This is a genomic window from Pirellulales bacterium (genome assembly GCA_035499655.1).
Classification (GTDB): domain Bacteria; phylum Planctomycetota; class Planctomycetia; order Pirellulales; family JADZDJ01; genus DATJYL01.
Genome location: DATJYL010000211.1, coordinates 20512 through 32341, shown reverse-complemented (window position 1 = coordinate 32341; position 11830 = coordinate 20512). Strand labels below are relative to the sequence as shown.

Genomic DNA, 11830 nt, shown 5'->3' with positions numbered 1-11830 from the left:
CACTCAGACTGGTGATCGCCAGGAGCAAACCTTTGGAAAGCACCAGTTCGCGCAACACTTTGCGATTGAGCACTTTCACCAAACGATATCCTCCGGCGGTTTCGGCGTCGGGTTGCCGTGGATTTCGACAATTTCTCCGCTGCGCAAGCGAACCACACGATCGGCTGCCTCGGCCAGCGCGCCGTTGTGGGTGATGATCATGATGGTTTTGCCCAAGCGGTTTTTCAGATCGACCAACAATCGCAACACTTTTTTCCCAGTTTCAAAATCGAGCGCGCCGGTAGGCTCATCGCATAACAATAATTCCGGATCTTTCGCCAAGGCCCTGGCAATGGCCACGCGCTGCTGTTCGCCACCGGACATTTGGGCCGGAAAATGATCGGCCCGATCGGCCAGCCCAACCATTTCCAGCACCGCGCCCACTTCCATCGGCCGGGCGCTAATTTCGGTGCTCACCAGCACATTTTCGCGGGCCGTGAGCGTGGGAACCAAATTGTAAAACTGAAACACAAAGCCAATAGTTTCTCGCCGATATTTGGTCAACTCGCGCGACGTGGCGCCGGAAATGTCGCGCTCCTGGTACCACACTTGACCGACCGTCGGCGTATCGAGCCCGCCGATCAAATTCAAAAGCGTGGTTTTTCCCGATCCGCTGGGTCCCACGAGTACCAGCAACTCGCCGCTGTAAATCTGCAAGTCGATGTGCCTGAGCACCTCGACGGAGACTTCCCCCATCTGATAAGTTTTGCCGATGTTATCCAGATGCAGCAAAACTTGCTGCCTGGGCGCCAACGTAGGAGTCTGCGAAGAAAATGAATCCATGGTCAGTCACGCCTATAGATCCCGCCGTGGGAAGAATTTGCACGCTCATGCACCTTTCTTCAATTTTAACTACGATGGGCCACTCCTACGAAGGCTTCACACTTTGCTTTGTCGTTGAAACTTCTCCAAAATCATACGGCGCAAAAGCAGTCGATTCACCCGCGCCGATGCAAGATGACGGCGCCGTTGTAAACCCAGCACAACGAAAGCGCAAAGAAGCAGCCCGGCCGACAGTAAAGTCGGCGGGCTGGCTAACGGTTACCAGTTCGATTTTGTGGCCAAACTACCCGGCAAATGCCGCAACTGCCACCGATTGCGATTCCGCAGTTCCCGATGCCATCCGCGGGTCCGCTGCGGCAAGCGATTCTCCAGCGCCGGCTGGCAACACCGGGGTGGCCAATGGAGCCGTCGCCAGCGCCTCCGGCAAATTCACTTCCCGCGCCGACTGATGAGCGGCCAGATAGCGGCGCACGTAATCCACCGTTTCGTCCACGGTATCGGCCTGCAGCAGCACCAAATCACCGGGCTGGAGCGTCGACAAGGCTACTTCAATGGCCTTCACGGCGCCAAATATTTCTTCAATGAGTTCCACACGTTTTCCGCGCGTCAATCCTTCACGGAAGCGGCCCATGATTTCGCCGGGATTGCGGCCACGCACGTAATGATCTTCGTACAAAATCACGCGATCAAACGCATGGCCCAGCAATTCACCTTGGCGAACCATGTCAACATCGCGCCGGTCCCCCGCCGCCGTGTATACGGCAATGCGATTTTGGTGTGGGAACACTTTCAACGCTTCCAACATGGCCATCAGCGACGAGGGATTGTGGCCGTAATCCACCACTACCGCCGCGCCATGAACTTCCAGTAGGTTAAACCGGCCCGGCACATGATCCAAATCAGCGGCGAACGATTCCAACCCGGCGCGAATCATCTCCCGCGCATACCCCAAGCTCCACGCCGCACCGACAGAAGCCAACGTGTTTTCCACTTGAAAGCCGACCCGACCGCCGTGAGTCAGAGGAACTTGGTTGATGGGCATCAACGGCACTTCGTTTTCGCCCTCGGCCAAAATAATGTTTCCGTCGCTCACCGTGACGGCGCGGCCGCCGGCAGCGCGGTGCCGCACCATCACAGGATGTTGCGGATCGATCGCAAAAAACAACACGCGGCCGGGGCAAAACTTGGCCATTTCGGCCGTCAGCGGATCGGCGGCATTGAGCACCGCTGTTCCTTCTTTGGATACCGCTTCCACCGGAACCCGCTTGACGCGCGCCAATTTATCGACGGTTTCGATGTCGTTTAAGCCCAGGTGATCTCCCTCGCCGATGTTTGTGACCACGGCCACGTCGCAATGATCGTAGGCCAAGCCGGCGCGAAGAATTCCGCCTCGCGCCGTTTCCAACACGACGGCGTCCACGCCGGGATTCATTAACAGTTTTTGCGCGCTTTGCGGACCGCTGCAATCGCCTGTTTCCAGCCGACGGTCGTCGATGAAAATCCCTTCGGTGCAGGTCATGCCCACTTTGCGGCCGGTCTGCCGCACGATGTGTGCTATCAACCGCGTCGTGGTAGTTTTGCCGTTCACCCCGGTGACGGCCACCACCGGAATGCGCCCATTTTCCCCTGCGGGGAACATTGTGGAAATAATCGTTTCGCCGACAGGTTGCGGCTGACCTTTGGATGGTTGCAGGTGCATTCGCAAACCAGGCGCTGCGTTCACTTCGACAATCACCCCACCTTGCTGCTCCAACGGTCGCCCAATGTTTTCGCAAACTACGTCCACGCCGGCCACGTCCAGTCCCACCATGCGGGCCGCTTCGATGGCACGGGCGGCAATTTCAGGGTGCACAAAATCGGTGACGTCGGCCGCTGTGCCGCCGGTGCTCAAATTTGCATTGCGGCGGATCAGCACCTGCTGTCCGGCCGGCGGAATGGAATCAAGCGTGTAACCTTGTTCGGTCAACACTTGCAGCGAAACCGCATCCAATGGAATTTTGCTCAAACAGGTGGCGTGATCTTCGCCACGCCGCGGATCACCATTCACTTCGTCGACGAGTGCTTGGATGCTGTGTTGACCATCCCCGGTCACCTGGGCGGCCTGGCGCTGAGCGGCGGCAACTAACTTATCGCCCACAATCAACAGTCGAAAATCGCCCCCGGCGGCATGCTTTTCGACAATAATGTTTCTGCTTTCTTCCCGGGCCGCTGTATACGCTTCGGTAACTTGCTCCCGCGTGCGCAAATTAGTGGCTACGCCCCGGCCTTGATTACCGTAGCGCGGTTTCACCACCACGGGCAAGCCGATTTCGCTGGCCGCTTCCCACGCGTCAGCAGCGCTTACCACAGGCCGGCCTTCGGGAACCGGCACAGCTATGGAGTGCAGCAACGAGCGAGTTAAATCTTTGTCTTGAGCAATGGTTTCAGCCATCGCTGTCGTGCGATCAGTTTCAGACGCCAGAATGCGCCGCTGTTTAGAACCCCAGCCAAGTTGAATCAAACTTTCACCATTGAGCCGCCGCATCGGAATGCCACGCTGTAGCGCGGCATTGACGATCGCGCCCGTGCTCGGACCAAGGCGCGCGTTTTCGTAGAGCGAACGCAACTGCTTCACCGTTCCTTCGACGTCGAACGGTTGATCGTTCACCGCCGCCAAACATAACTCGCGCCCCGCGTCCAACGCCGCGCGGCACAGCGATTCTTCCTGATACTCAATGGCAACTTTGTATACGCCCTCTTCGTTCGATTCCCGGGTGCGGCCAAATCCGCAATCGCTGCCTGCTAAAGTTTGTAGTTCCAGAACCACATGTTCCAGAATGTGTGCCAAGTACGTGCCGCGACGCAGACGTTCGAAAAAGCCGCCGCGCTCCCCCACACTGCAGCGATGCTCGATCAGAGACGGCAAAAACGCCTTCAGCCGTTCATTGAAGCCAGGTAGCTCGTCCGAGGCGCAGTCCTTCAGCGCGCCTAGGTCGACCCACGCTTCCAGTACGGGAAAGTTCGCCCAGATATTCGGTCCACGCAAGTTCTGCACTTTCAGAATTTGCATAATTCATCAATTCATTCTCTGCCCATTTCTCGGCAGCATAATAGCCCGGAAGATGAAAAAACCGCCGTCAGGCCCAGGCAGCCTGAACGGAACGGCTCATTAATTCATTATTGCTACAATTGCGACGGCGTTTGGATCCAGACACCTTCCACGGTGCACAAGTTAAAGCGGTGATTACGGAATAAAACGAACTGGTCTTGCGTTTCACATCCTTGCCACAATCCAACTCAGCTGCGCTCTCATATTCAGGGGGGAGGAATCTCGGCGATTCCTTACAAGAACGCTACAAGGCGGGCAAATCTATTTCGAGGGTTCAATCATTGCCGAATTACAAGCTTCCTAGGACAACGGTTTCCTAAAATGTGTAGTATTTCGTACTGCGCAGCGCCATCAGTTTCGCGGCGCTTATGTATTGCCTATAATTAAGTAGATATTTGCAAAATTTCCGTCACATTCAGCTCGCAAACTCATTATTTACAGCCAGTTGAGTCTAAACTCTTCCTGGACCCCCTAATTCTCGCTATTTATCCTAATCAGCATGATATGCTAATTCGCTTGGTTTTCTAGTCAAGATTGGGGTGTTTTATGAACTTTTTTCGCCCCTTTGAGCCTGGAATTAGCTGTTTGACCTAGTTTCAAAACAACTTCCATCCGAACAAAAACCCTCCCCTGAACGCTTATCCCCATTCATCACTTAAATCGTCGTAACCTGCTCTCGTCATATTGGAACAGGCAGAAGATTTGCTCTTGACCCGCCTGAACATACCTGAATGCAAACAGTGGGCCATAAAACGAAAAATCAATATGCTACTCCCTCGGCGTGACGGTCCCGACCTCAAGATTGCCGCCCTAAGCAGCCCTCCGTTAAGATGTGACGCCCCCCAGATCTCACACAATAACGAACGAAGAAGCTACGGAAACCGATTATCCTGCCGCGCTGTCCCAATCCCGTAATTTCGAAGCCCGTTTGTGGCCCAGGAAAACCGCTCGTTATCTTTCCTTCGTCATTTGTCTCGGTGAAACCCTTGGACTTCAAATCCGATTCCTGGAAGGCTTTGCCCCCAGTCTGGCAAGCGTCGTTGTCGGCGCAATTAGCCGGCGACGAATCGCTGCTCGGATGGTTCGAAACCGATCTCGATAGCCAACTACATTACGCCCCGGGGTTGGTGGCGCTGACGAACAAACGGATGCTGGCTTACTGCCCGCAAAAACAGGCTCTCGCTGTTACGCCGGCAGCGGCTTCTCCCTCGAAGCTCAACGGCCACCTCAGCCAGTGGCAAAGTTGGCCACTTGCCGCGGATTTGAAGTTGCACGCCATCGATCAGGCCGCCGTGGGCACTTTGGAATTGTGCGATGCAACGAGCCGTTTGGCATCTTGGCGATACACCGCGGCCCGCAGCGCATTCGCCCGGCGATTGGAATCGCAATGCGCGGCAATTCAATCGCAGCGTGGCAAGTTGTCGACTGAAGTGGTGGTTCTTCCCACGGTTTGTCCCAGTTGCGGCGCCATCATCACCAGCAGCGACGGCATTTGTGCGGCGTGCGCTCCCGTGGCGCCGCCGGCTCCGGTTTCGTCATTGTTCCGGTTGTTTGCATTCGCCAAGCCGCGAGCGCTGATGGTTGTTCTCGGATTGTTGCTCACCTTTGCCGGAACGGCGGCGTCGCTGGTCCCTTTGTACTTGACCATGCCGCTGATCAATAACGTGCTGGTCCCGCGTTTTAACGGCCAGGCGGTGTCGGTGCAACTAGCGTGTTGGTATTTGGTCGGATTATTTGGATCGGCGGTTTTGGCGTGGCTATTGAATTGGGGACGCCTATACGTTACCAGCTGGGTGAGCGAGCGAATCGCCAGCGATTTGCGCACTCGCACGTATGCGCACTTGCAGTGTTTATCGTTGGAGTTTTTCGGCGGCAAGCGCACGGGCGATTTAATGTCGCGCATCAGCAACGATACCGACCGCATTTGCGTATTCCTTTCGGTCAGCCTGGTCGATTTTATCAGCGATTCGGTGATGATTGTCATGGCTGCGGCCGTGCTGATTTACACCAGCCCCATGTTGGCATTATGCACGTTGGTGACATTTCCGATTATCGTTTGGCTGGTGTATGGCGTGCGTCGGCGATTGCGGCACGGCTTCGATCAATCCACGGTTGCCACCGCCCATTTGAACAACGTGCTGGCCGACACCATCCCCGGCATTCGCGTCGTTAAAGCGTTTGCTCAGGAACAACGCGAAATTGAACGCTTCGACCGTGCCAACGCGCATCTGGTTTCGATCAACGATGGCGTGAATATCGTCTGGTCGTTTTTTGGGCCGATCATTAGTTTTCTCACGGAATTGGGCCTGTTGGCGGTTTGGGCTTTCAGCGTGTGGTTGATTTTTCATGATCAAATCACGCTGGGTGTCATTTCGCTGTTCACGGGCGCCATCGGCCGATTTTACGCCCGCTTGGAATCCATGCTGCGAATCGTCTATACCACGCAGCGGGCGGCCGCCAGCTCGCACCGGATTTTTGAAATTCTGGATCGGGTGCCCAGCGTGCCGGAACCGGTGAACCCGGTTCATCCCGCTCGGCTGCAAGGTCGCATCGAACTTCGCGGCGTGCGGTTCAAATACGGCACCCGCGAAGTGCTGCACGGCATTAATTTGCAAATCGAACCGGGCGAGATGATCGGCCTGGTGGGCCCCACGGGCGCGGGCAAAAGCACGCTCATCAATTTAATCTGCCGTTTTTTCGATGTGGCCGAAGGGGCGATTTTGGTCGACGGCGTCGACATTCGCTCCTATCCGGTGGCCGAGTATCGCAAGCACATCGGTCTGGTGCTGCAAGACCCGTTTTTGTTTTACGGCACGATTGCAGAGAACATTGCGTACGGCCGGCCCAATGCCTCGCAGGCCGAAATCGTGGCTGCCGCCCGTGCGGCCCGGGCTCACGAATTCATTTTGCAATTGCCCGACGGGTACGATTCGTTGGTCGGCGAGCGCGGGCAATCGCTTTCCGGCGGCGAGCGGCAGCGAATTTCCATCGCCCGCGCGATTTTGATCGATCCGCGAATCTTGATCCTCGACGAAGCCACCTCGTCGGTCGATACCGAAACGGAGCGCGAAATTCAAATCGCGCTCGATAACCTCATCCGCGGACGCACCACCATCGCCATTGCCCACAGGTTAAGCACGCTGCGCAAAGCCGATCGATTGGTCGTGGTCGAACGGGGTCGCATTGCGGAAATTGGCAAACATGCGGAGTTGCTCCGGGAAGAAGGCGCTTACGCCCGGCTGCACAAGGCCCAAATGGAACTGGTGCAGGGCATTGGCGTGTGAAACTTTATTTAGCCGGCATTTCATGATTAGGATGCCAAAGCAAAGGTTGGATTGATTGTGAATAACCGAGTTGCCACGCATCTGAATGCGTCCGATTTCCACTTGCAGCACGACGCTTTCGGTCAAGCGGTGCTCACCCTGCCCGATGGCGCCCAGCATGTGGGCGTGCATGCCGTGCGCGGCTTTCCGATTTCCGATCCGCAGCGCGGCATCGCGCTCTGTACGGCCGAGGGGCGCGAACTGGTGTGGGTCGACGATCTGGCCCAATTGCCGCCGGCGGTGCGCAGCGCCGTCGAAGCGGAATTGGCCCAGTCGGAATTTCTGCCGAAGATCCAGCGCATTTTGAGCATCTCCATGCAGACCGACCCGAGCGAATGGAATGTGGAAACCGACCGGGGCCAAACTAAGTTTTTGCTGAAAAGCAAGGACGACGTGCGCCGGCTCGACCAAGATCGGGCGCTGATTACCGACGCCCACGGGGTCCGCTATCTAATTGCCGACGCCACCGCGCTGGACCGCACTAGCCGCCGCATCTTGGAGCGGTATTTATAAGCGGCCGCTGGGAATTGAGATCGCCGAAATGGCGAGCGACCGTGCAATCGCAAGACGATCTGTGTGTCTCCTAGAGCCGCGCGCGTAAGCCAGCGTGAAACAGGCGAGAAAGCCGCTTACCAACGTACGCGGCTCGAGGAAAAAAATCACTTCAAATCGACGGTCCAATACGCACTGTCGACGAAGGTTTTCCAGCTTTCGTACTTCGGGTTGTCGAGCTTCACCGAAAGCAGCGGGCTGCGCTTGGGCTTGATGGGCGGGCGCACGAGCTTCATGTGCGCTTCGTGCGGAGTCCGGCCCCCTTTGCGGACGTTGCAGTTTACGCAGGCGCAGACCACGTTTTCCCAACTGGTTTCGCCGCCGCGGCTGCGGGGCATCACGTGATCTAAACTCAGCTCGCTGGTCGGGAACACCCTGCCGCAATACTGGCAATGGTTGCCGTCGCGGGCGAACAGGTTGCGGCGGTTGAAGCGCAGCGTTTGCCGCGGCACTTTATCATATGAAAGCAGACGGATGACGCGCGGGGCTTGCAACTCGAAATTGACGGCGCGAATCCAATCTTCGTGCTGCTGCTTGCTGGCGGCCCGCATCGTGCTGATTTCCAGCCACGTTTCGAAGTTGTAGTTGGCGTACTGCCCTTCTTCGAAATGGATGACTTCGGCCAGCTCGCGGAACAACAGGCCCAGCGCCCGGCGGACGTTGACCACGTGAACCGCCATGTAAAACCGATTGAGCACTAACACGCTGGAACTAAGTCCGCCCTGTGCGAATGCAGTCATGCAAAGCCTCCGCCCGCTGGGATCAATCAACAGCATCTACCAAGCAAGGTCGGCTTCTCGGGCCAGGTGCGTGTCGCAATGCTTCTTGCGGCAAGCCGAACGTAGACCGTTTACAGCCAACCCGCCATTGAATTTGCGTCAAAATACATTGTAGCTGGGCGGGGTGTAACAAACCAGTCTTGTTTGGGGCAGTGGGAGTGGGTATGGAGTAGGAGGCTGGCAGTCAGCAGCGGGCGGCGGGCAGTAGACAGCAGCAGAAAAAAGAATGTTTAGCCGCGGCGCGCTAGCGGAGCGAGTTGGCTGCCAGTGGGGTCGGAGAAATTGATTCGATCCGATTGAGATTAAAAATCATCAAAATCTAACTTGCAGGAATGAGGCCGGGGCCAATAACAGCGCCGCTCTCGATTCCACAAGATCGGTTGCAGGCTCGTGCGGTTCGCGCCGCGCAACACCGCGGTGCAAACTCGTACAGCAATTTGCGCGCGTTCGTGGCAAATGGTGCGCGCCAGACAGGCATGCTGGGTATGCTGTTGTCAATAGGTTTTAAAAAGAATTTTGCCGTCTTCTGCAAGAGTGCAAAAAAATTTGGAAGATTCACTTGCGTCGCGCGCCGCGGCGGCGGTAGGATAAAACGTAACAAGAATTCGCGTCGCTTAAGGAAAACGACGGCTACCTTTTTTCAATCGTGGGGTGCGTGCGATGATTCAGCATGTATGTGATCTGTGCAAGCGTTTAATCGACACGGAACAGGATGTACGGTACGTCGTGAAAATGGAAGTGTACGCTGCCTTGGATCCGGCGCTGGATGAAGCCGACGACGACCGTGACGGCTTGCAGGAAGTTCAAGATATGCTCCAGCGGATGGAAGACACCGGCACCGAAGGCGTGGAGGAAGAAGAAGTGTATCAACAATTGCGCTTCGATTTGTGCCCCGAGTGCCGCAAAAAGTTTTTGAAGCAACCGCTGGGTCGCGAGGCGATCAAGCATTTCGATTTTAGCCAGAATTGAATCGGGCGATGGGCCCGATTTTCTTGTTTGGCCAATGCCCCGATGCTGTGGGGCTTGCGCTCCTTGTGAGCGCTGTGCTACAGGGCTAAAATTGCAGCTTCGCGCTGCGATGGATTTGCGCGACCAACGGTCGCGGCTTTATGATCAGTTCCGCTAAACCGCCAGCCGATCGATGCCCACTCCGCGAATTGCCTCCATGGACTCTCCCTCCTGAACCCCGAACCCTGAACCCTCTTTCATGTCAACTTTGAAATTGGCCGTGATTCCCGGAGACGGCACCGGGCCGGAAGTGACTGCCGAGGCGCTCAAAATTTTGAACGCCGTGGCCCCGCTGGAAAATTTCAAGTACGAAACCACGCACTTCGATTGGGGCTGCGAGCGCTATTTGAAAACCGGCGAAACGCTCCCCGCCGGCGGCGCCGACGAGCTGCGGAAATTCAACGCCGTGTTTTTGGGCGCGGTCGGACATCCCGACGTGGCGCCGGGCATCATCGAAAAAGGGCTGCTGCTGGCGCTGCGGTTCGAGCTGGATCAGTACATCAACTTGCGGCCGGTGCAATTGTTTCCTGGCGTGGAAACTCCGCTGGCCGGCAAGGGGCCCAAGGACATCGACTTTGTCGTCGTCCGTGAGAACACGGAAGATTTGTATTGCGGCGTAGGCGGCTTTCTCAAAAAAAACACGCCCGACGAAGTGGCCACGCAGGCGGCGGTGTATACCCGCAAAGGTTGCGAGCGCTGCATTCGCTGGGCGTTTGAATACACCCGGAAGCGAAACAACCCCAAGGGGAAAATGCTGACGCTGGTGGCGAAAACCAACGTGCTGACCTTCGGGCACGATTTGTGGTGGCGGGCGTTTCAGGCCGTGGCGAAAGACTACCCCGACGTGAAGGCCGATTACAACCACGTCGACGCCTGCTGCATGTGGATGGTGAAAACGCCGGAGTATTACGATGTGATTGTCACCACCAACATGTTCGGCGACATCATCACCGACTTGGGAGCGATGATTCAAGGCGGGTTGGGCGTGGCGGCCGGCGGGAACATCAACCCTGACCCCGGCGGCGTGAGCATGTACGAACCGATGGGGGGCAGTGCGCCCAAGTATACCGGGCAGAACGTCATCAACCCCATTGCCGCCATCGGCGCGATGAGCATGCTGCTGGAACACAGCGGCCAACCGAAAGCCGCGGCCCGCGTGATGAAGGCCGTGAAGCACGTAACCGGCACGAAAATGAAAAGCCAGGCCGCCGGGAAGATGGGCTATAGCACGACGCAGGTGGGCGACTTAGTGTGCGAGGCGATGGTGAAGGGTTAGCTAATGCCGACTTCTGCAGAAGATGCGCAGCGAGTTTTCTTGCTTTTTAATTACGGCGTGTTATTTGGAGCCGACGTTATAAAATGGGCCGAGGAACTGGTAGCTAATGCCGATTCACCATCGAACACGCTTCTGGAATTGGCATGGACCAAGCCGGATAACACAGCAGATATCATCTCACACCTAAATGCGCTGACCCACGGCGTCGATATTTGCGAGGCATTCAAAAGGGTCCTGGGCGTTCTCTACGGCTACGTAAAAACGCATCCAATGGATGCTGAGCGAATTTCACAAAGACTACTAGGCACCCTCGTGACACTTCGGAATGAGAAAAATGCTCGCGAATTTTATTTTCTGTATGGGATTGACGATGATTTCGAGCATGCCAACCACGGGCGCTACTTCGAACGAGCCGCTGTTCTGGAAGATTTCTTGGGCGAGTTGCAAAAATTTGCCGAATGATTAAATCACTTCCACCAGATAGGTCGTCATCCAGATGTCGAGTTGTTGGAAGCGTTCTTTCAGCCGCTCTTTAAAGTCGACAAAGAATTGGCGGTTTTCGGGCGTGTCGGTTACGTCGACAAATACGCGAATGGATAGGTCGCGATAGATCTGGCCCTGATGTCGCCAGCGACCAATGATTTTCTGAGTTTCCGACGACACCGCACCAAACTGTTCTTCCAGTTCCAGCAACGTGTCGGCAACTAATTCACCGGGAACTTGCTCGCCATTATTGAACTTGGTGGGCAGCAGTAGTTCGAAACGCCGGGATTGCTTCTGCATAAGTTGCCGGTCCCTCAGCGATAAAAGAAATGCCTTCCGAAGCCAAAGCGGTCAATGCAGTTTCAATGACAAGCATCTCGCCCGTGGCATAGCTGGTGAACGAAAAACGACCAGCCAAATAGCCCAGCGCGCGGCGCTTTGAATCGTGATCAGGAAATCGAATGCGGATCAATTTCATATTTCAATCATACCCCGTTTA

At 56.1% G+C, this 11830-nt stretch carries 10 protein-coding genes; 5 read left to right on the top strand and 5 right to left on the bottom strand.

The window, feature by feature from the left end; translation table 11 throughout:
- Window positions 1–75: 75 nt before the first annotated feature.
- On the bottom strand, window positions 76–822 hold the full coding sequence (locus VMJ32_15830; GenBank protein ID HTQ40495.1) for an ABC transporter ATP-binding protein: 747 nt from the start codon (window positions 820–822) through the stop codon (window positions 76–78).
- A gap of 283 nt (window positions 823–1105) precedes the next feature.
- Window positions 1106–3871, bottom strand: a complete 2766-nt coding sequence (gene cphA, locus VMJ32_15825) for a cyanophycin synthetase (protein HTQ40494.1) — start codon at window positions 3869–3871, stop codon at window positions 1106–1108.
- A 1025-nt stretch (window positions 3872–4896) separates the two neighbouring features.
- On the opposite strand from cphA, the gene VMJ32_15820 reads away from it, so the two are divergent.
- Entirely contained in the window at window positions 4897–7194 is a 2298-nt protein-coding gene (locus tag VMJ32_15820; protein HTQ40493.1) for an ABC transporter ATP-binding protein, read from the top strand.
- Between the two features lie 57 nt (window positions 7195–7251).
- Complete coding sequence (locus VMJ32_15815; protein ID HTQ40492.1) at window positions 7252–7746, top strand: DUF1854 domain-containing protein; 495 nt, start codon at window positions 7252–7254, stop codon at window positions 7744–7746.
- 146 nt (window positions 7747–7892) lie between these two features.
- On the opposite strand, the gene VMJ32_15810 is transcribed toward VMJ32_15815, so the two are convergent.
- Window positions 7893–8525 (bottom strand): HNH endonuclease, encoded by a 633-nt coding sequence (locus tag VMJ32_15810; protein HTQ40491.1) that lies wholly within the window; start codon window positions 8523–8525, stop codon window positions 7893–7895.
- 699 nt (window positions 8526–9224) lie between these two features.
- On the opposite strand from VMJ32_15810, the gene VMJ32_15805 reads away from it, so the two are divergent.
- The 3 genes from VMJ32_15805 to VMJ32_15795 all read left to right on the top strand — a co-directional run bounded on the left by VMJ32_15805 (window position 9225) and on the right by VMJ32_15795 (window position 11310).
- Window positions 9225–9533 (top strand): hypothetical protein, encoded by a 309-nt coding sequence (locus VMJ32_15805; GenBank protein ID HTQ40490.1) that lies wholly within the window; start codon window positions 9225–9227, stop codon window positions 9531–9533.
- A 238-nt stretch (window positions 9534–9771) separates the two neighbouring features.
- Window positions 9772–10848, top strand: a complete 1077-nt coding sequence (locus VMJ32_15800; protein ID HTQ40489.1) for a 3-isopropylmalate dehydrogenase — start codon at window positions 9772–9774, stop codon at window positions 10846–10848.
- A 3-nt stretch (window positions 10849–10851) separates the two neighbouring features.
- The gene (locus tag VMJ32_15795; GenBank protein HTQ40488.1) at window positions 10852–11310 is read left to right on the top strand and encodes a hypothetical protein; all 459 of its coding nucleotides are present in this window, start codon (window positions 10852–10854) and stop codon (window positions 11308–11310) included.
- On the opposite strand, the gene VMJ32_15790 is transcribed toward VMJ32_15795, so the two are convergent.
- Both VMJ32_15790 and VMJ32_15785 read right to left on the bottom strand, forming a co-directional pair.
- On the bottom strand, window positions 11311–11631 hold the full coding sequence (locus tag VMJ32_15790; GenBank protein HTQ40487.1) for a hypothetical protein: 321 nt from the start codon (window positions 11629–11631) through the stop codon (window positions 11311–11313).
- Window positions 11579–11809 carry a hypothetical protein gene (locus tag VMJ32_15785; protein HTQ40486.1) on the bottom strand — a complete coding sequence of 77 codons (231 nt, stop codon included), beginning with the start codon at window positions 11807–11809 and terminating at the stop codon, window positions 11579–11581. Before VMJ32_15785 ends, VMJ32_15790 begins: the two co-directional genes overlap by 53 nt.
- Window positions 11810–11830: the final 21 nt, after the last annotated feature.